Origin of the sequence: Pseudomonas sp. NFPP12, from assembly GCF_900103205.1 — a bacterium.
Taxonomy (GTDB): domain Bacteria; phylum Pseudomonadota; class Gammaproteobacteria; order Pseudomonadales; family Pseudomonadaceae; genus Aquipseudomonas; species Aquipseudomonas protegens.
In genome coordinates, this window is record NZ_FMWW01000004.1 from 54,124 (window position 1) to 73,034 (window position 18,911).

Below are 18,911 nucleotides of genomic sequence, written 5' to 3' on the forward strand. Positions count from 1 at the left end.
GGCGCCGCCAACCGCTGCCGCGCCCATCCGGATGAAGGCCTGGGCGCCGCTCGGGAATCCATTCGGATAGAGCGGCTGGCGGCCCATGACCGTCGGTAGCCCGGGCGGACAATCAGAGTGAATTTTTCCGCCGCGCCAGGATCACTAAAAGATCACAGGGAGGAACAAAGGCTTTATGAACAACGCAAAACTTTTCGTCATCGAATACACCCTCCACGGCGCCCCCAAGTCCTTCATCATCCGCCAGGAAAAGATGGACAACGCCGAGGCCTGGCACTGGGCCAGTTGCGACGCTGGAGTGGGTCGGATAGGACGTTTCGGCCGCGAACGGGTGAAGAAGACCAGCAAGCCCATGGCCGAAAAGTTCGGTATCGAAAACGTCACCTGGCGCCCTTCGGTCTAGGACGCAGCAACGCGGGTGGAGCCGCACGGCCCCACCCGCCGATCCCCCCTCAGCCGTGGGCGCCCTTGGCGCATTTGCAGCCTTCGGTGGAAGCGCAAGGCTCGCCGTGGGCGTGATGGTCGGCGCACGCCTGGCAGCAGTAGTGCTTGCCGTGACGGACGATGGCATGGGCGCCCAGCTTGCAGATGCAGGCCGGGCAGGCACAGGTTTGCGTGGACATGGCATGGCTCCTAGGGTTCAAGGCTCGGGCCTTTGGGCGGGTACTTCACCGAGCGCCCCGCTCGGGCCGAGTCCCCACAGGTTAGGCCAAGGCACCGCCCGGCCAGGGCGCACGCGACTGATGGTCGGCCCCTCACTCCCAGCCCTGCAAACGCAAGGTAGCGCGCACCAGCCGCTGTTCTTCGTCCTCGATGTCCCTGAGGTTGCGGGCAATGCCCTGGATATGCGCCACCGCCGCCTTGCGTGCCTGTTCCGGCAGGCGCCCGGTGACTGCGTTGTACAGCCGCGCATGCTGGCGGTCGATCTGGCGCTTGGGCGCCGGGCGGTGATAGAGGTTGTTGACCGAGGCGAACACCGAGTTCAGCAGCAGGTCGGTGAGCGAGCCCAGGGTCTGCACCAGCACCGGGTTGTGCGAGGCCTCGCAGATCGTCAGGTGAAAGGCGTGGTCCAGGCGCGCCAGGGCGGCGGGCTCCAGGGCCTGTTCATGGGCCTGCAGCAAGGCCTGGTAGGCGCGCTCGATCAGCACGAAATCCGCTTCGGTGCCGCGCAGGGCCGCCAGCCGCGCCGACTCGCCTTCAAGCAGGCTGCGCACTTCCAGCAGGTCGTAGAGGGTGCGGGGCTGGGAGCTGAACAGATGCATCAGCGGCGACTGCGCCGCCGGGGCCGACAGTTGCGCCACCTGGGAGCCGCGGCCCTGTCGAGTGTCGATGATGCCCCGCGCCCGCAGCAGTTTCAGGCCCTCGCGCAGGGCCGTGCGCGAAACCCCGAGCTTGGCCGTCAGGCGCCGTTCCGAGGGCAGCAACTGGCCGGTCTTGAATACCCCGTCGACGATCAGCCGCTCGATCCGTGCGCAGACCAGGTCCGCCACCTGGGGCCGACGCCCCGCTTGCGTGTCCTGCATGCTTCCTCCCACTGGTATGACCAGCCCTGTGCCATTTGTCCGGCTATTGCTGCGCGCCCGCCAAGCTTTTGAAAAACCTGATCTTTCGGAAAAACCCCGGCCTGCCCTGGAAAACAAAGTGGTTCGACCACTGCCAACGCACATGGACACTAAAGCCCGCCGGGCCAATCATGCAAGGCAGCCGTACAGCATTCGCGACCTGATAAAAACCACACAAGGTCCTTAGCCGCCATGACGATTCTCTACGACGAACGCCTCGATGGCGCCCTACCCGACGTCGACCGCCAGGCCCTGATCCAGGCCCTGCGCCAGCAGCTACCGGAGCTGGAGCTGCTGGACCAGGAGCAACAGCTCAAACCCTACGAATGCGATGGCCTGAGCGCCTACCGCAGCACGCCGATGCTGGTGGCCCTGCCCCGGCACCTGGACCAGGTGCAGCGCATCCTGCAGATCTGCCACGCCCATCGGGTGCCGGTGGTGGCCCGGGGCGCCGGCACGGGCCTGTCCGGCGGCGCCCTGCCCCTGGAAAAGGGCCTGCTGCTGGTGATGGCGCGCTTCAAGGAAATCCTCCAGATCGACCCCGCCGCCCGTTGCGCCCGGCTCCAGCCCGGGGTGCGCAACCTGGCGATCTCACAGGCCGCCGCGCCTTGGGGCCTGTACTACGCCCCCGACCCCTCTTCGCAGATCGCCTGTTCGATTGGCGGCAATGTCGCGGAAAACGCCGGCGGCGTGCATTGTCTGAAATACGGCCTGACCGTGCACAACCTGCTCAAGGTCCAGATGCTCAGCGTCGAAGGCCAGCCCCTGACCCTGGGCAGCGAGGCCCTGGACGCGCCGGGCTTCGACCTGCTGGCGCTGTTCACCGGCTCCGAAGGCCTGCTGGGGGTGATCACCGAAGTCACGGTCAAGCTACTGCCCAAGCCGCAGATCGCCAAGGTGCTGCTGGCGGCCTTCGACTCGGTGGAAGCCGCCGGCCGCGCCGTGGCCGACATCATTGCCGCGGGCATCATCCCCGGCGGCCTGGAGATGATGGACAACCTGGCGATCCGCGCCGCCGAGGATTTCATCCATGCCGGCTACCCGGTGGACGCCGAGGCCATCCTGCTGTGCGAGCTGGACGGCGTGGAAGCCGATGTCCACGACGATTGCGAGCGGGTGCGCCAGGTGCTGGAACGGGCCGGCGCCAGCGAGGTGCGCCTGGCCCGGGACGAGGCCGAGCGCGTGCGTTTCTGGGCCGGGCGCAAGAACGCCTTCCCGGCGGTGGGGCGCTTGTCCCCGGACTACTACTGCATGGACGGCACCATTCCCCGCCGCGAGCTGCCGGGGGTGCTGCGGGGCATCGCCCGCCTGGCCGACGAACACCAGCTGCGGGTGGCCAACGTGTTTCATGCCGGCGACGGCAACATGCACCCCTTGATCCTGTTCGACGCCAACCAGCCCGGCGAGCTTGAGCGGGCCGAGGCCCTGGGGGGCAAGATCCTCGAACTGTGCGTGGCAGTGGGCGGTAGCATCACCGGCGAACACGGGGTGGGCCGGGAGAAAATCAACCAGATGTGCGCCCAGTTCAACCACCACGAGCTGACCCTGTTCCACGCCATCAAAGCGGCCTTCGACCCCAGCGGCCTGCTCAACCCGGGGAAGAACATCCCGACCCTGCACCGCTGCGCCGAATTTGGCGCCATGCACATCCACCACGGGCAACTGCCCTTCCCCGAACTGGAGCGATTCTGATGAACGTGGCCAGCGATTTCGACGCCGCCGAGACCTTGCTGGAACAGGTGCGCGATGCCTTGGCGAGCGACACCGCGCTGCGCATCCAGGGTTCCAACAGCAAAGCCTTTCTCGGCCGCGAGAGTGCCGGGGAAATACTCGATACCCGCAGCCATCGCGGCATCGTCAGCTACGACCCCACGGAGCTGGTGATCAGCGCCCGGGCCGGTACGCCGCTCGCCGAGCTGCACGCCACCCTGGACGCCGCCGGGCAGATGCTGCCCTGCGAACCGCCGTCCTTCGGCGCGGGCGCGACCCTGGGCGGCATGCTCGCCAGCGGCCTGTCCGGGCCGCGCCGGCCCTGGGCCGGGGCGGTGCGCGATTTCGTCCTCGGCACCCGGGTCATCAGCGGCAGCGGCCAACACCTGCGGTTTGGCGGCGAGGTGATGAAGAACGTCGCCGGCTATGACCTGTCACGGCTGATGGCCGGCAGCTACGGCTGCCTGGGGCTGGTCACCGAGGTCTCGCTGAAGGTCCTGCCCAAGCCCCGGCAATGCCTGAGCCTGAGCCTGGAAATGGACCGCCAGCGGGCCCTCGCCCAGCTTGCCGAATGGGGCCAGCAGCCCTTGCCCATCAGCGCCGCCTGCCATGACGGCGAACGCCTGCACCTACGCCTGGAGGGCGGTGAAGGCTCGGTGGCGGCGGCCCATGACCGGCTCGGCGGCGAGCCCCTGGACCCGGGCTACTGGAGCCAGCTCAACGAGCAGCAACTGGACTTCTTCAACCCCGGCCCGCCGCTGTGGCGCCTGTCGGTGCCGCACAACACGCCGCTGCTGCCCCTGCCCGGCGAACAACTGCTGGACTGGGGCGGCGCCCAGCGCTGGCTGAAGACCGATGCCACGGCCGCCGACATCCGCGCCGTTGTCAGCGCCGTTGGCGGCCACGCCAGCTGCTACAGCCACGGCCTGCTGGACAGCCCGTTCCAGCCCCTGGCGCCGACCCTGCTGCACTACCACCAGCGCCTCAAGGCCCAGCTGGACCCGCAAGGGATCTTCAACCCCGGCCGACTCTACGCGGAGCTCTAGACCATGCAGACCACCCTCAGCCCCGAGGCCCGGCAACTGCCCCGGGCCGCCGAAGCCGAGCGCATCCTGCGCAGTTGCGTGCATTGCGGCTTCTGCAACGCCACCTGCCCCACCTATCAACTGCTCGGTGATGAGCTGGACGGCCCGCGCGGACGCATCTACCAGATCAAGCAGGTGCTCGAAGGCGCCCCGGCCACCGCCCAGACCCAGCAGCACCTGGACCGCTGCCTGTCGTGCCGCAACTGCGAAAGCACCTGCCCTTCCGGGGTCGACTACCACAACCTGCTGGACATCGGCCGCGCCGCGGTGGATGCCGCCCTGCCCCGGCCCGCCGGCCAACAATTGTTGCGCCGCGGCCTGCGGGCGCTGAGCGCCAACCCGCAGCTGTTCAAGGCCCTGATCCATGGCGGCAGCCGCCTGCGCCCGCTGCTGCCCCAGGCCCTGCAGGACAAGCTGCCGCGCCAGGTGCCCAGCGCCAAACCGCGTCCGCCCCTGCGCCATGCACGGCGCGTGCTGCTGCTCGAAGGCTGCGTGCAGCCGGGGCTGTCACCCAATACCAACGCCGCCGCAGCGCGGGTCCTGGATCGCCTGGGCATCAGCGTGCAACCGGTCAGCGAGGCCGGCTGCTGCGGCGCGGTGGACTATCACCTGGATGCCCAGCAAGCCGGTCTGCAGCGCGCCCGGCGCAATATCGACGCCTGGTGGCCGCACCTGCAACTGGGGGCCGAAGCCATCGTCCAGACCGCCAGCGGCTGCGGCGCCTTCATCAAGGATTACCAGCACCTGCTGGCCCATGATCCGGCCTACCGCAGCAAGGCCCAGCGCGTCAGTGCCCTGGCCCGGGACCTGGTGGAAGTGCTGCGGGACGAACCTTTGGAACAGCTCGGCGCCCACAGCGACCAGCGCCTGGCCTTCCACTGCCCCTGCACCCTGCAGCACGCGCAGAAGCTCGGCGGCGCCGTGGAAAGCCTGCTGCAACGCCTGGGTTTTCACCTCACCGCGGTGCCCGACAGCCACCTGTGTTGCGGTTCGGCGGGCACCTATTCGCTGACCCAGCCGGCGCTGGCGCGGCAACTGCGGAACGACAAGCTGCAGGCCCTGGAAAGCGGCCAGCCGGACCTCATTGCCACCGCCAATATCGGCTGCCAGAGCCACCTCGACGGCGCCGGCCGGACCCCGGTACGGCACTGGATCGAAGTGCTGGAAGCCGCCCTGCCCTGAACCTCACGCCCCTGGAGCTCGCCATGCAGCACAAAGCCGTACTGGGTCAAGACGAAGCCCGCCGCATCCTCGCCGCCGCCCGCGCCGAGGCCCAGCGCCACCGGTGGTCGGTGAGCATCGCCGTGGTCGACGACGGCGGCCATCCCCTGGCCCTGGAGCGCCTCGACGGCTGCGCGCCGATCAGTGCCTATATCGCCACCGAAAAGGCCCGCACCGCGGCCCTCGGCCGGCGCGAAACCAAGGCCTACGAGGACATGGTCAATGGCGGGCGCAGCGCCTTTCTCTCGGCGCCGCTGCTCACCTCCCTGGAAGGCGGCGTGCCTATCCGCGTCGGCGGCCAGGTGGTCGGCGCGGTGGGGGTTTCCGGGGTCAAGGCCGGTGAAGACGCCCAGGTGGCACTGGCTGGCGCCGCGTGCCTGGAGCGCGATTGAAGCGGGTTCAGGCGCGGCGCACGCTGCTGCGGTACATGAACAGCAGCGCCAGGGCCAGGCACAGCATCGCCAGCAGGCGGCTGGGCGACAGTTCGATGGCCGGGTTGCCGAACCAGCCGAAGTTGTCGATCAGCATGCCCATGCCCAACTGCCCGAGAATCACCGCCACCGTGGCCACCGCAGTGCCGACCCGGGGCACGGCCCCCACCATCACCAGCATGTAGACCACGCCGAACAACGCGCCGGTCAGTTGCCATTTCGGCGCCTGCAGCAGGCTCATGGCCTGGGGCGGCTGGAAAAACACGATCAGCAGCCCGGTGATCAGGGCGCCCACGGCAAAGGTCAGCAGGCTGCTGCGCAACACACCGACGCTTTCCCCCAGGCGGCCATTGATCGCCGCCTGCACACTCAGCACCGCACCGGCGGCCACCACCACAACCAGCAATAGAAACAGATTCATCTTCAACCTCGGGCAATCAGGATCAGGGCCAGCACAATCAGCGCCAGGGCCAGCCAGCGTTCGGCATTGACCGGCTTGCGGGCGCTGCCGAACCAGCCGAAATGGTCGATCAGCACGCTTTTGCCCACCTGCCCGGAAAGGATCGCGATCATGGTCATGGCAATGCCGATATGGGGCGTGGCCAACGTCAGCACCACCACGTAGATCGGCCCCAGCACCCCGCCCAGCAACTGCCAGCGCGGCAACTGGCTGAAGGCCGGGCCGGGCTGCGGGCCGCTGAACAACAGCAGCAGCAACAGCAGCGCCGTGCCCACGCCGAAGATGCTCAGGGTCGCCCACAGATGGCCCACCTGGCTCCCCAGCGGGCCCAGCAGACCGGCCTCCACCGACAGGCCCATGCCCGCCAGGATCACCAGCGGCAACAGCATCAGACGCTGCCAGCCGGCAGCGGGTACAGCGCTCGCCACCGGGTTGGGCAGCGGTACTTCTATGGTTTCAGAGGACATGCAACACCTGCTCGACATCAAGGAATGGCCGGCATTATCGATTGCGCAAGCTTTGCGATAAATGGGAGCATGCCGACAACACTTTTGCGCAAAACGCACGGCAGGATCGACCCATGCACGGCTTCAACGACCTCGGTTTCAAGGCCCTGCGCCTGTTTATCGCCGTGCTCGACCAGGGCAGTTTTTCTGCCGTGGCGCGCCGCGAGGGGCTGGCGCCCTCGTCCATTTCACGGCAGATCCAACTGATGGAACAGGCCCTGGGCCAGCAGTTGCTCTACCGCCACACCCGCGCCGTCAGCCCCACCGAGGCCGGGCGCCTGCTGGGGCACCACGCGCGGCGGGTGCTGGCGCAGTGGGAGGAAGCCGAACAGGCGTTGCAGGAACAGCAGGACGAACCGGCCGGGCTGGTGCGGATCAACGCCCCGGTGGTCTTTGGCCAGCGCCACCTGTCGCCCTGGCTCGGTGAACTGCACGGGCGCTACCCGAAGCTGCAACTGGATATCCAGCAGACCGACCGCTACATCGACCCCTTGCAGGACGGCACTGACCTGCTGTTTCGCATCGGCACCCTGGAAGACTCCTCGATGCAGGCGCGCCTGCTGGCCCCGCAGCGCTACCGGGTAGCGGCCAGCCCGGCGTACCTGGCCCGGCACGGCACCCCGCACCATCCGGAGCAACTGCAGCGGCACCAGTGCCTGGCCTACAAGGGCGAGACCGGCCAGCAGCGCTGGTTCTTCCGCCAGGGCCGGGCAGACTGGACGCCCTACAGCGTCAAGGGCCCGCTGACCGGCAACCACGCCGACACCCTGACCCAGGCCGCCGAACAGGGCCTGGGGCTGGTGATGTTCCCTTCCTGGCTGATTGGCGAAGCCCTGCACCAGGGCCGGCTGGTGGCGCTGTTCGAAGACTTCGACGTGGCCACCAGCCTCGAACCGCAACAGATCGCCGCCCTCTGGCCCGGCAGCCGACGGCTGTCAGTGAAAGTGCGCACGGTGATCGACTTCTTCGTCGAGAAATTCGGCCCCGAGCCCTACTGGGACCGCCGCCCCGCCCCATAGGAGCTAGCTTGCCAGCTAAGGCAGCGGCAAGACTTGTGCAGAGTCCAAAGGCCCCATCGCCGGCAAGCCGGCTCCTACAAGAGCACGCCATTCACCCGCCCCATGGGAGCTGGCTTGCCAGCGAAGGCAGCGGCAAGGCTTGTGCAGGATCCAGGGGCCCCTTCGCCGGCAAGCCGGCTCCTACAAGAGCACGCCATTCATCCACCCGTAGGAGCTGGCTTGCCAGCGAAGGTGGCGGCAAGGCTTGCGCAGGATCCAGGGGCCGTTCGCCGGCAAGCCGGCTCCTACAGGGCCATTTGCAGGATCAGCCAGGCATTGGCCGCGCTGATTATGGCGAACAGGCTCCAGGCGAGGATCCGGGTCGGCCAGCGGTTGACGAACTCGCCCATCAGGCGCCGGTCGTTGGTCATGCGGATCAGCGGGTACAGGGCGAACGGCAGTTGCAGGCTGAGCACCACCTGGCTCAGCACCAGCAACTGGCCCACGGCGCCGTCACCCAGCAGCCAGACGCCGATGAACGCCGGGATCAGGGCCAGCCCACGGGTGATCAGGCGCCGCTGCCAGCAGGGAATCCGCAGGTTCAGGTAACCCTCCATGATCACTTGCCCGGCAATGGTCCCGGTGAAGGTCGAGCTCTGCCCCGAAGCCAGCAGCGCCACGCCGAACAGCACGCTGGCCAGGGCCCCGCCCACCAGCGGGTCGAGCAGGTGGTAGGCGTCCTGGATCTCCACCACATCGCTGTGGCCGGTGTTGTGGAAGGCCGCGGCGGCGAGGATCAGGATCGCCGCGTTCACCAGCAGCGCCAGGGCCAGCGAGCCGATGGTGTCGATCCGCGCCAGCTTGATGGCGTCGGCGCGGCTGGCGCGGTCGTTGCTCACCAGCCGGGTTTGCACGACGGAGGTGTGCAGGTAGAGGTTGTGGGGCATGACCGTGGCGCCGAGGATGCCGATGGCCAGGTACAGCGGCGCGGCGTCGCCGATGGCCGAGAGCGAGGGTACAAAGCCCCGGGCCACGTCCGGCCAGTAGGGCTTGATCAGCAGCAGCTCGATGAAGAAGCACACGCCAATGGTCGCCACCAGCGCCAGCATGATCGCCTCCAGCCGGCGGAAGCCGCGGTTCTGCAGGGCCAGCACCAGCAGGGTGTCGAAGGCGGTGATGACGATCCCGGTGCTCAGGGACACCCCCAGCAGCAGGTGGAACGCCAGGGCGCAGCCCAGCACTTCGGCCAGGTCGGTGGCGATGATCGAAACCTCTGCCAGCAGCCACTGGGTGCGCGCCGAACGGGTGCTGTAGCGCTCGCGGCAGAGCTGGGCCAGGTCGCGCCCGGTGGCGATCCCCAGGCGGGAACACAGGCACTGCACCGCCATCCCCGCCAGGCTCGCCAGCAGCACCACGAACAGCAGGTTGTAGCCGTAGCGCGAACCGGCCTCGATGGCCGTGGCCCAGTTGCCGGGGTCCATGTAGCCGATGGAAATCAGCAGCCCGGGGCCGGCAAAGCGCAGCAGGCGACGCCACAGGGAAGCGCCGGGGTCGACGGCGACGGAACCCGCCACCTCCGGCGGGCAAAAGGGCGCGGTGGCGATTTTCGGCAAGCTGAATTTCACGGATATTTCCCAGGCGGATTGGCGCAGGGGCCCAGCTTAGACGTTTCAATGCGGGCACCCAAGCCTGAATTTACCCCGCCAAGGCGAGTATGCTGTGCAGGTTGTGCCCTGCGCCGAAACCTTCGGCAGTGAGTATTTTCTGGCCCAAGGTAGCCCTGTGAACAGCACTGCGACGCCCCCCGAACCTCTGCCCCCTTTCCTGCAACCCGGCGACCGGGTGCTGCTGTTCGATGGCGTGTGCAAGCTGTGCAATGCCTCGGTGCGCTTCGTCATCCGCCACGACACCCAGCGGCGGATCAAGCTGGCCTCGGTGCAATCGCCCCAGGGCCAGGCGCTGCTGGCCTGGTTCGGCCTGCCCACCGAACAGTTCGACAGCGTGGTGCTGATCGAGGAAGGCCGGCTGTCCCAGCGCTCCGATGCGTTTATCCGCCTGATGGCGCAACTGCCGGCGCCCTGGCGCTGGCTGCGGCTGTTGCGCGGGGTTCCCCGGCCGCTGCGGGATTGGGTCTACGACCTTATTGCCCGCAATCGCTATCGGTTGTTCGGCCGTCTCGACGTCTGTTTACTGCCGAGCCCGGATCACCAAGGGCGCTTTCTCGACGACCCGTCCTGAGGCCCCGACCCGGCCCGATCAGCCGGGCTGACGCCGGAAGAACAGCGTCACCTGCCCGAGCTCGAAGCCGAACTTGGTCATGTAGGAACGATTGGCCAGGGTGTTTTCGTCCAACAGGTACATCCAGTCGTCGAAGTGCACCTGGTAGGTCTTGCCATCCACCGGCAGGTTGAGCACATAGCGCCAGCGCAGGGCATTGCCGGCGACCTCACCCCGGGCCTCGCCGACCACATCGTCGGCGGTCCCGCGCCACAGGCCGGGCCCCGCGGGGACCAGGGTCCAGACCCGGGTCTGGCGGGTGCCGTCGCTGTAGGTGAAGTCTTCGTGCATGATGAATTTCTCGCCTTCGCTGCGGCTGTCGATCTGCACATGAAAGCGCTTGATCACCTCGCCGGAGCGCTTCTGGAACAGGCCCCAGGCCTCGACACGACCACTGAAGAACTGCCGCAGTTCCAGCTCGGGCTTCTGGTCACGGTACTGCTTGACGTCGGTGTCGCTGCATGCGACCAGGCCGAGGCACAGCACTAGCAAGTATTGCTTGAGCATGGAATATCTCCTGTGCTGCGCCCGCTATTGGCCCAGCAGTTGTGCGCGCAACTGCGGATTGCGCGTGCGCGGGTCGAGCCAGATGGCGAAAAACGCTCGGGCGAAGGCTTCGTCCTCGACCCTGTACTGCAAGCGCTGGTCGACAAAGAACTGCACCCCGCGCCCGGGCAGGAACACCCCGGTGATGCGCTGGCCCGGTTCGACATCGACGAAGGCGCGCTGCATCTGCGCCTGCCAGTCCTTGAGTTGCGCCGGGCTCACCGCGCTGCCGGACAGGCGCTGGATCTCGTCGAGGCTGGTCTGCACCAGATCGCCGCGGCTGATCGTGCGCCGGTAGGTCAGTTCCAGGGCGAAGGGGCTATCGGCCGTCAATGGCAACGTCGTGCCCCAGAGCCGCGCGGTGTAGACCTTGAAGCCGAACCAGCTGAACTCGCCGCTGCCCAGCAGCCGCGCATTGGGCAACGACTCTTGCCAACCGGCACTGGCCGTAGCGCTGAGCAGCACCAGCAGCCACAGCAACCGGGCCCCGCCCACTCGCCGCATGCGTTTCATTCAAGGCTGCCTGCGCAACAGCTGAAGAAACTCCTGGCGGGTGCTGGCCGACTCGCGAAAGGCCCCCAGCATTACCGAGGTGTTCATCAGCGAGTTCTGCTTCTCGACCCCGCGCATCATCATGCACATGTGCCGCGCTTCGATGACCACCGCCACCCCGGCCGCCCGGGTCACTTCCTGGATCGCCTCGGCAATCTGCCGCGTGAGGTTTTCCTGGATCTGCAGGCGTCGCGCATACATGTCGACGATCCGCGCCACCTTGGACAGGCCCAGCACTTTGCCGGTGGGGATGTAAGCCACATGAGCCTGACCAATGAACGGCAGCAAATGGTGCTCGCACAGGGAATACAACTCGATGTTCTGGACCATCACCATCTCGTCGCTGGTGGAGCTGAACAACGCACCGTTGACCAGTTCTTCGAGGCTGGTTTCATAACCATGGCACAGATAACGCAAGGCTTTTGAGGCTCGCTGCGGGGTGTCCCGCAAGCCCTCGCGGGTCGGGTCTTCACCCACCCCCTGCAAAATGCCGTGAAAGTGCTGGGAGAGAGGATCGTGCATGGCGCATGGCTTCCGAAAGGCTGGCGGGGCGGGCAATTCCTTGCACGTGCCAAGGAAAAAAGGCCTCCGAGGTGGTCGACCACCTAACTGACCCAGCCCCGGTTCCACCCGGGCCTGACCTCGGAGCCCAAAAAGCGTGGGCAGCGACCGCCGCCCCTTGAAAAACTGAGCAGCTATCAGCACATCCCACACCTTAAAAACCTATACGACAATTTAATTTTTGTACAATTTTTATCGGCAAAAAATGCCTTTAAAGCCCAAATACTTGTACAAATAAGCCTTTAATCGATTCAATACTTTCTATCTGTACAAGAAAAAACGACCCTGCACTTCACTCCCGACCACTTCCCTGCCTGCAGATACGCGCCAATCGCTTCGTTGGATGCTAGCGTGGCGCACCGTTCATCCGCCGAGTGCGCCCATGCTGCTGTTGAAATTGCTGACCGTTCCCGGATTTCTGTGGTTGATCTCCCTGGCGAGCAAGCGCTGGGGCCCGAATGTCGCTGGCTGGCTGGCGGGGTTTCCCGTGGTGGTGGGGCCGATCCTGCTGTTCCTGGCCCTGGAGCAGGGCCAGGTGTTCGCCACCCATGCCGCGGTGGCGGCCCTGTCGGCGGTGTTCGCGATGATCGCCTTCAGCGTCGCCTATACCCATGCCGCGCAGCGCTTCTCCTGGCCCGGGGCCCTGGCCATTGCGACCCTGGTGTGGGCCTTGCTGGCCACGGTCATCGCCCAGGTGCCGCCATCCCTGGGTTTTTCCAGCCTCTGCGCCGCCAGCGCCCTGCTCCTGGCCCCACGGCTGTTTCCGCCGGTGGGCGAACTGCCCGCCAGCCCTGGGCCGCGCTCCGACAAACTGCCCTACCGGATGCTCGCCGGGGCCCTGCTGACCCTGGCCGTGACCCTGTTGGCCAGCACCGTCGGCGAACGCTGGAGCGGCATGCTCGCGGTGTTCCCGGTGCTTGGCAGCGTCCTTGCGGTGTTCTCCCATCAGAGTCGTGGCGTGGCCTTCACCACCGTCCTGCTGCGCTCCCTGACCACCGGCCTGTACGCCTTTGCTGCCTTCTGCCTGGCCCTGGCACTGGCCCTGCCCCCGCTGGGCATGCTCGCCTTCGCGGTGGCGCTGGCAGCGTCGATGCTGGTCCTGGGGCTGAGCAAGCGGCTGTTGCGAGCCACTGTGCAGGAGCCGGCTGGCCGGCGCAGGGGCCCTTGAGTCTTGCACCGGGCTGGCGGAAGTTTTCGCTGGCCAGCCAGCTCCTACGAGCCTTGGCTGGCCGTCATCAGAGCCGCGCTGAAAAATCCTTGTGGAGCAGGCCGCAACGGCCGTGGGATGATGCGCGCCTTTGATCACTGCCCGGAGATTGCGCATGTCATCTTTCGCTAGAAAAGCCCTGGTCCTGGTGTTCGCCGCCGTGGCGGGCCTGGGCGCGCTGAACGCGGTCGCCGCCAGCAAATCCGCGGCCAGGCAGGCCTCGGGGGAGAAGGTCGCAGTCCTCGACGGCAAGCTTGCCTTCACCCTGCCCAAGGGGTTCAGCGCTTCGGTACTGCCGGCCGGCAGCGAGGCCAATGGCACCGAGGGCGCCAGCGGCACCCTGTATTCCAACGCCACCACCCGTACCGTGGTGATCGCGGCGCAGAACACCATTCCCCATGGGGCCAAGGTCCAGGACAACGACGCCGCCTTTCTCGATGACGCGGTCAGCGGCTTTCTCGCGCAACAGGCCGCGGCGCTGCCGGATTTCAGCAAGCAGAGCGAAAAGAACATGACCCTCAAGGGCCTCGGCGTGCGCCAGATCGACAGCACCGCCACCATGGGCGGCGGCCTGACCCTGAACTCCACCCTGATTGCCGGCTCCGGCACACGCATGGCGGTGATCCAGATAATTTCCCGGGCCACCGACAAGGCCGGCCACACCGCGCTGATGAAGCAGATCCTCGGTCAGTAAACCCCGTGCCGGCTCAGGGGTTGAGCCCCTGCAGCCAGCCCTTGAGGTCGTCGATCTCCGCTTCGCTGATGCTGTGCCCCAGGCCCGGGTAGGCATGGAACTGCGGTTGCAGTGACAACCCCTGCAGCAAGCGCTGGGCATCCACCGCATCGCTGTAGGGCAGGCGCTGGTCAAGGGTGCCATGGCCGATGAAGATGCCCAGGCGCTGCAGGCTCGGGTTGTTCTTCACCTGCGTTGCCAGCACCGGCAGGATCTTCCCGCTCAAGGCGGCGATGCCCCGCACCGACTGCGGATGGCGCAGGCCCACTTCATAGGCCATCACCGCGCCCTGGCTGAACCCCACCAGCACCACCTTGTCCGGCTGGGTCTGGTACTTGGCCAGCGCCGCGCGGACAAACTGGCCGATCAGCTCGGCGCCGCTGGCCAGCTCGCTGGTCACACCGTCGTAGGGGCCCTGGCCCTTGCGGTGGAACCACTGGTAGCTGCCCTCCTCCAGGGTCTGCGGTGCCCGCACCGACACATAGGTGTAGCTCGCCGGCAGGCGCTGGCGAAGGCCGAACAGGTCGGCCTCGTTGCTGCCGTAGCCATGCAGGAAAATCACCAGCGGCTGGTTGCGCGGCGCGGCCGGGGCCTGCTCCAGGTACTTGAGCGGCAGGTCATCGTGCAGTACATCGGCGGCCTGCACCCAAGGCGCGGCCAGCAGCGCCAACAGCGCCAGGTAGCGGATCATGTGTAGCTCCTTGAAGGGGTAAAAACGGGTCGCCAGAGCCTAGCACTGCCAGTCCCGAGTGTTCATCTGCCCAGCCCGCGCCAGGCCAGCGGCAAGCACAGCAGCACCGCCAGCGCAAACCCCACCTGGGACAGGTAGAAGGTCTCCAGCCACTGGCCATGGGCCGCCACGTAGAGGCTGTTGTGCAGCACATCCAGCAGGATGATTGCCAGGGTCAGCAGCAGGCCCCAGCGCGGGCGCACCAACAGCAGCAGCGCCGCCAGCGGATCGAACAGCGTCAGGGAGCCCCAGAAGGCCCGGCTGAGCAGGGGCGTGGCGGCGCCGTAGCCATAATCCCAGAGCAGGCCATGCTCGAAGGCGGCGCGCAGGTGATTGAATGTCGCCGCCAGCAGACACAGGGCGAACAGCAGGCGGATGCACAGCGACACTCGGGGCATGGGCACATCTGTCGTAGGAGCCGGCTGGCCGGCGCAGGGCGTGACGCCGGATCAAGGGGTGGGCGCGCTGCAGCTTGCGCTGGCCAGCCAACGCCCGATCGACCCCTGCGGTGGCGGTTCAGTCGTTGATCAGCTTGCCTTCACGAATCGCCTCGCGGCCGGCCACCTTGGCCAGCCAGATGCCCGGTTGGGTGTAGCGCCCACGGTCCAGGGCAAAGAGCACGCCGCTGGTGCCGGCACACACGGTGCTGACGCGATCGCTCAAGGGGTCCACCACTTCGAACAGGGCATCGCCACGCTCCACCCACTCCCCGGCATCGCGCAGGAAACTGACCACGCCATGGTGGGGGGCGAACAGGTACTGGGTGCCTTCGAAGGGCATGCCTTCACAGCACTGCTGCGGAGCGGCCGGCCACTCGCCGCTGATCAGCCCCTGTTCGGCGAGAAACCCCAGGATGGCTTCGCAGTTGGCCCGGGCCTGCTGCACCCGGGTGTCGCCCATGCTGCCCAGCTCCAGGGTGGCGGCCAGGTTTGCCGGGGGAATCGCCGCCCGCGGAAAGTCCCGGGCCAGGCGCAGCCAGGGCGCGGAACAGGATTCATCGAAAGAGCTGCCGCCGGAGTCTTCGCACAACAGCGCCACCCCGGCCTTGAGCCGCGCCGCCAGGGACTGCCAGCGAGGCCAGTGCTGGGGCAAGGCATAGAGGTGGATCGCCGCTTCGAAATCGCAATGCAGGTCGAGGGTGATGTCGGCGTCGCAGGCATGGCGCAACAGCAAGCGATGCAGGGCCTGCAGCTGCGAATCAGCCGCTGGCAGCTCATCCAGCACCTGGACCATGGCCCGGCGGATCAGGGCGATATTGGCCGTGGCGTCGTCCCCCAGTTGCTTGCCGATCAAGTCGCCCACCGGGCCGCTGAGCTCAACGAAGGCGCGATTGAAATTCTTGCCGCTGCCCAGCTCGAAACGCCCCAGGTGGCTGCCCTGTACCTGCTGGTCGAGGCCGATGGGATTGGCCACCGGCACCAGCTCGACCACTGCCTGCAGGCGCCCCTGGTTCTCCAGCTGCGCCAGGCGCTGCTTGAGCTCCCAGGCAGTGCGCATGCCGGGCAGTTCGTCGGCGTGCAGGCTGGCCTGGATGTACACCTTGCGCGGGCCGCTGCCAAAGCGGAACACACTGAGCTGGCGCTGGGTGCCCAGGTGGCCCCAGGGCAAGGAATGGTCGATGCGTTGCATGGCAACTCCGGAGATCAGAAAAAGGCGTGGCGCAGAATAAAACAGTGGCGCACAAAAAAGGTGGCTGCCGGCCCCCGGCAACCACCTTTTTTAACGCCCGGGCTTACTCGCCGTAGACGTCGAAATCGAAGTACTTGTCCTGCACTTGCTTGTACTTGCCGTTGGCACGGATCTCGGTGATGGCCTTGTTGAATTTCCCGGCCAGTTCCTGATCCCCCTTGCGCACGGCAATGCCGGCACCGCCGCCGAAGTATTTCGGATCGTTGTACTCAGGGCCCACGAAGGCGAAGCCCTTGCCGGCGTCGGTTTTCAGGAAGCCATCGTCGAGGTTCACCGAATCCGCCAGCAGCGCGTCGACGCGGCCGGAGACCATGTCCAGGTTGGCTTCCTGCTGGGAGCCGTAGCGCACCAGGTCGATGCCCGCCGGCACCAGCACTTCGGTGGCGAAGCGGTCATGGGTACTGGCCCGCAGCACACCGACTTTCTTGCCCTTGAGCTCGGTCAGCGGGTCCTTAATGCTGGTGCCGGCCTTCATCACGAAGCGCGCCGGGGTGTGGTAGTACTTGATGGTGAAATCGACGTTCTTCTTGCGGTCGTCGGTGATGGTCATGGACGACAGGATGGCGTCGATCTTCTTCACTTTCAGCGCCGGGATCAGGCCGTCGAACTCCTGCTCGACCCAGGTGCACTTGGCCTGCATCTGCTCGCACAGGGCGTTGCCCAGGTCGACATCGAAACCGGTGAGCTTGCCGTCGGGGGTCTTCATCGAGAACGGCGGGTAGCCGGCTTCGATACCGATACGGATCGGCTTGGCCTCGTCGGCCGAAGCGGTAAAGGAAAACAGCGACAGTGCCAGGGCACCGAACAGCGCAAACTTGTTCATTTATAACTCCAGGAGACGGAGGCTTTTATTGGCTGGTTTCGATTGGGGGGCAAATCGAAGTGGCCAGCAGTCTAGAGCGGCTCCCGGGATGCAAATTGTGTTTATGCGACAAATACTTATAAAAAATATGCGCCCGCGATCCTCTGCCTCCTCCCTCGCCCCGGCATGATGCGTTTGTCCCTGAAAATCCCGACGTTCGCCTCAGAACGGGCCATTTTTACCGACACAGCCCCGCTAGCCGCCGCCCAAGGCCGCTACTAGCGGAGTCAGCCCTTCAGCAGGCGCAGGACAGATCCGCTCCCTCGCGGCGCGGTTGCCCGGTGCTGAGCTGGAAGCCCTCATCGAGCCAGCCGGTGACACCGCCGATCATCTCCTTGACCGAGTATTCCAGGGCCGCCAGCTTGACCGCCGCCTTGTTCGCGCCATTGCAGTGAGGGCCGGCGCAATACACCACGAACAGGGTGTCGCGAGGATAACCGGCCAGGTGTTCGGCGGTGAGCAAGCGCCCGGGCAGATTGATCGCCCCGGGGACATGGCCACGGGCAAAGGCTTCGGGGCCACGCACATCCACCAGGACAAAATCCACTTCACCGGCCTCCTGGCTGCTGTGGACGTCGGAACAGTCGGTTTCAAAGGTCAGGCGGTTGCAAAAATGCATCAGGGCAATGGCCGAAGGGGCGGCGGCAGTGCTGCGGACCAGGCTGGTCATGGGCGTCTCCAGAAACTTGCGATTAAGGTGGGAAGGACTTTATAGGCCCTGCCCCACCACGCTAAAGTGGCGACCCGGACACTGACTGGTAACTTTCCGCCAAATGCACAATCACCCCGGACTGGTGGCGATTCTCGCCTACGACGGCCTTTGCACCTTCGAGTTCGGCATTGCCGTGGAGATTTTCGGCCTGGCCCGGCCGGAGTTCGATTTCCCCTGGTACCGGCAAACCATCGCCGCCGTGGACCCCGGCCCGATGCGTGCCCTGGGCGGGATCCAGGTGCTGGCCGACGGGGGCCTGGAGCTGCTGGAGCAGGCGCGGACCATCATCATTCCCGGCTGGCGCAGCCGCGAGCAGGCGCCGCCGCCGAAGTTGCTGGAAGCGCTGCGCCAGGCCCACCAACGCGGTGCGCGGCTGCTGTCGATCTGCTCCGGGGTGTTCGTTCTGGCGGCGACCGGGCTGCTGGATGGTTGTAGCGCCACCACTCACTGGCGCTACGCCCGCGAGCTGGCCGAGGGTTTCCCGAATATCCGGGTGGACCCGGATGTGCTCTATGTCGATGCCGGGCAGCTGATCACTTCCGCTGGCAGCGCCGCCGGTATCGATGCCTGCCTGCACCTGGTGGCCCGGGATTTCGGCACCCAGGTGGCCAACAGCGTGGCCCGGCGCCTGGTGATGTCGCCGCAACGCACCGGCGGCCAGGCGCAGTTCATTCCCGCACCGGTCAGCCGTACCCCGCGCAGCGACCTGTCGCGAGTCATGCAATGGGCCCGGGAGCGCCTGCATCAACCGCTGAGCGTGAGCGAACTGGCGGCCCGGGCGCTGATGAGCGAACGCACCTTCCTGCGGCGTTTCCACGACGCCACTGGCGCCTCGCCCAAGGCCTGGCTGCAGCATGAACGGCTGGCCCGGGCCAGGGAACTGCTGGAAAGCGGCAGCGAGAGTACCGAAAGCATTGCCTTGCGCTGCGGTTATCGCTCGGTGGAGAGCTTTCGCGTGGCCTTTCGCGGCCTGGTGGGCGTACCGCCATCGGTGTACCGCGAACGCTTCGGCCGCGGCCTGGAAAGCACCACACCACCGCGCCCGTCGTAGGAACCGGCTTGCCGGCGA

Annotated in this window: 23 protein-coding genes; 10 read left to right on the forward strand and 13 right to left on the reverse strand. The window is 66.6% G+C overall.

Features of this window, described 5'->3' with window-relative positions; genetic code table 11:
* The first annotated feature begins 175 nt into the window (after positions 1–175).
* The gene (locus tag BLS75_RS17390; RefSeq protein ID WP_011060569.1) at positions 176–403 is read left to right on the forward strand and encodes a DUF6555 family protein; all 228 of its coding nucleotides are present in this window, start codon (positions 176–178) and stop codon (positions 401–403) included.
* Positions 404–452: 49 nt separating this feature from the next.
* On the opposite strand, the gene BLS75_RS17395 is transcribed toward BLS75_RS17390, so the two are convergent.
* Complete coding sequence (locus BLS75_RS17395) at positions 453–623, reverse strand: metallothionein (protein ID WP_072451392.1); 171 nt, start codon at positions 621–623, stop codon at positions 453–455.
* A 132-nt stretch (positions 624–755) separates the two neighbouring features.
* Positions 756–1,523: a transcriptional regulator GlcC gene (gene glcC / locus BLS75_RS17400; RefSeq protein ID WP_072451393.1), complete on the reverse strand. Its 768-nt coding sequence runs from the start codon at positions 1,521–1,523 to the stop codon at positions 756–758.
* Between the two features lie 231 nt (positions 1,524–1,754).
* Here glcC and glcD point away from each other — a divergent pair, with 231 nt between their 5' ends.
* Genes glcD through BLS75_RS17420 form a run of 4 tightly spaced genes read left to right on the forward strand, consistent with a single transcriptional unit; the run spans position 1,755 to position 5,970 of the window.
* Positions 1,755–3,254 carry a glycolate oxidase subunit GlcD gene (gene glcD / locus BLS75_RS17405; RefSeq protein ID WP_041117278.1) on the forward strand — a complete coding sequence of 500 codons (1,500 nt, stop codon included), beginning with the start codon at positions 1,755–1,757 and terminating at the stop codon, positions 3,252–3,254.
* Complete coding sequence (gene glcE, locus BLS75_RS17410; protein ID WP_072451394.1) at positions 3,254–4,318, forward strand: glycolate oxidase subunit GlcE; 1,065 nt, start codon at positions 3,254–3,256, stop codon at positions 4,316–4,318. Before glcD ends, glcE begins: the two co-directional genes overlap by 1 nt.
* Positions 4,319–4,321: 3 nt before the next feature.
* A complete protein-coding gene (gene glcF, locus BLS75_RS17415) occupies positions 4,322–5,539 on the forward strand; it encodes a glycolate oxidase subunit GlcF (RefSeq protein WP_072451395.1) in 1,218 nt (405 codons plus the stop codon).
* Between the two features lie 23 nt (positions 5,540–5,562).
* On the forward strand, positions 5,563–5,970 hold the full coding sequence (locus BLS75_RS17420) for a heme-binding protein (protein WP_072451396.1): 408 nt from the start codon (positions 5,563–5,565) through the stop codon (positions 5,968–5,970).
* Between the two features lie 7 nt (positions 5,971–5,977).
* Here BLS75_RS17420 and BLS75_RS17425 read toward each other — a convergent pair whose 3' ends face one another.
* Positions 5,978–6,430: a DMT family transporter gene (locus BLS75_RS17425; protein WP_011060563.1), complete on the reverse strand. Its 453-nt coding sequence runs from the start codon at positions 6,428–6,430 to the stop codon at positions 5,978–5,980.
* A 2-nt stretch (positions 6,431–6,432) separates the two neighbouring features.
* Positions 6,433–6,858, reverse strand: coding sequence for a DMT family transporter (locus BLS75_RS17430; RefSeq protein WP_225368796.1), 426 nt, complete (start codon positions 6,856–6,858; stop codon positions 6,433–6,435).
* A 191-nt stretch (positions 6,859–7,049) separates the two neighbouring features.
* Between BLS75_RS17430 and BLS75_RS17435 the strand changes: the two genes are divergently transcribed.
* Positions 7,050–7,994 (forward strand): LysR family transcriptional regulator, encoded by a 945-nt coding sequence (locus tag BLS75_RS17435; RefSeq protein WP_041117268.1) that lies wholly within the window; start codon positions 7,050–7,052, stop codon positions 7,992–7,994.
* A 284-nt stretch (positions 7,995–8,278) separates the two neighbouring features.
* On the opposite strand, the gene BLS75_RS17440 is transcribed toward BLS75_RS17435, so the two are convergent.
* Positions 8,279–9,547 (reverse strand): Nramp family divalent metal transporter, encoded by a 1,269-nt coding sequence (locus BLS75_RS17440; RefSeq protein ID WP_239690684.1) that lies wholly within the window; start codon positions 9,545–9,547, stop codon positions 8,279–8,281.
* 208 nt (positions 9,548–9,755) lie between these two features.
* On the opposite strand from BLS75_RS17440, the gene BLS75_RS17445 reads away from it, so the two are divergent.
* On the forward strand, positions 9,756–10,211 hold the full coding sequence (locus BLS75_RS17445; protein WP_072451709.1) for a thiol-disulfide oxidoreductase DCC family protein: 456 nt from the start codon (positions 9,756–9,758) through the stop codon (positions 10,209–10,211).
* A gap of 18 nt (positions 10,212–10,229) precedes the next feature.
* Here the strand turns inward: BLS75_RS17445 and BLS75_RS17450 are convergent, their stop codons facing one another.
* Genes BLS75_RS17450 through folE form a run of 3 tightly spaced genes read right to left on the reverse strand, consistent with a single transcriptional unit; the run spans position 10,230 to position 11,870 of the window.
* Positions 10,230–10,757: a DUF3833 domain-containing protein gene (locus tag BLS75_RS17450; protein ID WP_041117266.1), complete on the reverse strand. Its 528-nt coding sequence runs from the start codon at positions 10,755–10,757 to the stop codon at positions 10,230–10,232.
* Between the two features lie 24 nt (positions 10,758–10,781).
* Positions 10,782–11,309, reverse strand: a complete 528-nt coding sequence (locus BLS75_RS17455; RefSeq protein WP_072451398.1) for a chalcone isomerase family protein — start codon at positions 11,307–11,309, stop codon at positions 10,782–10,784.
* A complete protein-coding gene (folE, locus tag BLS75_RS17460) occupies positions 11,310–11,870 on the reverse strand; it encodes a GTP cyclohydrolase I FolE (RefSeq protein WP_072451399.1) in 561 nt (186 codons plus the stop codon).
* A gap of 421 nt (positions 11,871–12,291) precedes the next feature.
* On the opposite strand from folE, the gene BLS75_RS17465 reads away from it, so the two are divergent.
* Together BLS75_RS17465 and BLS75_RS17470 are read left to right on the forward strand one after the other, a co-directional pair.
* Positions 12,292–13,077: a hypothetical protein gene (locus BLS75_RS17465; protein ID WP_019093529.1), complete on the forward strand. Its 786-nt coding sequence runs from the start codon at positions 12,292–12,294 to the stop codon at positions 13,075–13,077.
* 154 nt (positions 13,078–13,231) lie between these two features.
* The gene (locus BLS75_RS17470) at positions 13,232–13,810 is read left to right on the forward strand and encodes a DcrB/PsbP domain-containing protein (protein ID WP_011060554.1); all 579 of its coding nucleotides are present in this window, start codon (positions 13,232–13,234) and stop codon (positions 13,808–13,810) included.
* Between the two features lie 13 nt (positions 13,811–13,823).
* Here BLS75_RS17470 and BLS75_RS17475 read toward each other — a convergent pair whose 3' ends face one another.
* From BLS75_RS17475 to BLS75_RS17495, 5 genes are all read right to left on the reverse strand, one after another.
* Positions 13,824–14,540 (reverse strand): alpha/beta hydrolase, encoded by a 717-nt coding sequence (locus tag BLS75_RS17475; protein WP_072451400.1) that lies wholly within the window; start codon positions 14,538–14,540, stop codon positions 13,824–13,826.
* Positions 14,541–14,602: 62 nt separating this feature from the next.
* Entirely contained in the window at positions 14,603–14,977 is a 375-nt protein-coding gene (locus BLS75_RS17480; RefSeq protein WP_173476943.1) for a hypothetical protein, read from the reverse strand.
* A gap of 118 nt (positions 14,978–15,095) precedes the next feature.
* Entirely contained in the window at positions 15,096–16,208 is a 1,113-nt protein-coding gene (locus tag BLS75_RS17485; RefSeq protein WP_072451401.1) for a succinylglutamate desuccinylase/aspartoacylase family protein, read from the reverse strand.
* Positions 16,209–16,311: 103 nt separating this feature from the next.
* A complete protein-coding gene (locus BLS75_RS17490) occupies positions 16,312–17,091 on the reverse strand; it encodes an ABC transporter substrate-binding protein (protein ID WP_011060550.1) in 780 nt (259 codons plus the stop codon).
* A 274-nt stretch (positions 17,092–17,365) separates the two neighbouring features.
* On the reverse strand, positions 17,366–17,800 hold the full coding sequence (locus BLS75_RS17495) for a rhodanese-like domain-containing protein (RefSeq protein ID WP_011060549.1): 435 nt from the start codon (positions 17,798–17,800) through the stop codon (positions 17,366–17,368).
* Positions 17,801–17,903: 103 nt separating this feature from the next.
* On the opposite strand from BLS75_RS17495, the gene ftrA reads away from it, so the two are divergent.
* Positions 17,904–18,893, forward strand: a complete 990-nt coding sequence (gene ftrA / locus BLS75_RS17500; RefSeq protein WP_053150520.1) for a transcriptional regulator FtrA — start codon at positions 17,904–17,906, stop codon at positions 18,891–18,893.
* Positions 18,894–18,911 lie beyond the last annotated feature (18 nt).

Coding starts and splice junctions, on each gene's coding strand:
- BLS75_RS17390 (WP_011060569.1), top strand. CDS start 176: ATGAACAACGCAAAACTTTTCGTCATCGAATACACCCTCCACGGCGCC.
- BLS75_RS17490 (WP_011060550.1), bottom strand. CDS start 17,091: ATGAACAAGTTTGCGCTGTTCGGTGCCCTGGCACTGTCGCTGTTTTCC.
- BLS75_RS17470 (WP_011060554.1), top strand. CDS start 13,232: ATGTCATCTTTCGCTAGAAAAGCCCTGGTCCTGGTGTTCGCCGCCGTG.
- glcE (WP_072451394.1), top strand. CDS start 3,254: ATGAACGTGGCCAGCGATTTCGACGCCGCCGAGACCTTGCTGGAACAG.
- BLS75_RS17475 (WP_072451400.1), bottom strand. CDS start 14,540: ATGATCCGCTACCTGGCGCTGTTGGCGCTGCTGGCCGCGCCTTGGGTG.
- BLS75_RS17420 (WP_072451396.1), top strand. CDS start 5,563: ATGCAGCACAAAGCCGTACTGGGTCAAGACGAAGCCCGCCGCATCCTC.
- glcC (WP_072451393.1), bottom strand. CDS start 1,523: ATGCAGGACACGCAAGCGGGGCGTCGGCCCCAGGTGGCGGACCTGGTC.
- glcF (WP_072451395.1), top strand. CDS start 4,322: ATGCAGACCACCCTCAGCCCCGAGGCCCGGCAACTGCCCCGGGCCGCC.
- ftrA (WP_053150520.1), top strand. CDS start 17,904: ATGCACAATCACCCCGGACTGGTGGCGATTCTCGCCTACGACGGCCTT.
- folE (WP_072451399.1), bottom strand. CDS start 11,870: ATGCACGATCCTCTCTCCCAGCACTTTCACGGCATTTTGCAGGGGGTG.
- BLS75_RS17450 (WP_041117266.1), bottom strand. CDS start 10,757: ATGCTCAAGCAATACTTGCTAGTGCTGTGCCTCGGCCTGGTCGCATGC.
- BLS75_RS17430 (WP_225368796.1), bottom strand. CDS start 6,858: ATGCTGTTGCCGCTGGTGATCCTGGCGGGCATGGGCCTGTCGGTGGAG.
- glcD (WP_041117278.1), top strand. CDS start 1,755: ATGACGATTCTCTACGACGAACGCCTCGATGGCGCCCTACCCGACGTC.
- BLS75_RS17485 (WP_072451401.1), bottom strand. CDS start 16,208: ATGCAACGCATCGACCATTCCTTGCCCTGGGGCCACCTGGGCACCCAG.
- BLS75_RS17435 (WP_041117268.1), top strand. CDS start 7,050: ATGCACGGCTTCAACGACCTCGGTTTCAAGGCCCTGCGCCTGTTTATC.
- BLS75_RS17455 (WP_072451398.1), bottom strand. CDS start 11,309: ATGAAACGCATGCGGCGAGTGGGCGGGGCCCGGTTGCTGTGGCTGCTG.
- BLS75_RS17425 (WP_011060563.1), bottom strand. CDS start 6,430: ATGAATCTGTTTCTATTGCTGGTTGTGGTGGTGGCCGCCGGTGCGGTG.
- BLS75_RS17465 (WP_019093529.1), top strand. CDS start 12,292: ATGCTGCTGTTGAAATTGCTGACCGTTCCCGGATTTCTGTGGTTGATC.
- BLS75_RS17395 (WP_072451392.1), bottom strand. CDS start 623: ATGTCCACGCAAACCTGTGCCTGCCCGGCCTGCATCTGCAAGCTGGGC.
- BLS75_RS17480 (WP_173476943.1), bottom strand. CDS start 14,977: ATGCCCCGAGTGTCGCTGTGCATCCGCCTGCTGTTCGCCCTGTGTCTG.
- BLS75_RS17495 (WP_011060549.1), bottom strand. CDS start 17,800: ATGACCAGCCTGGTCCGCAGCACTGCCGCCGCCCCTTCGGCCATTGCC.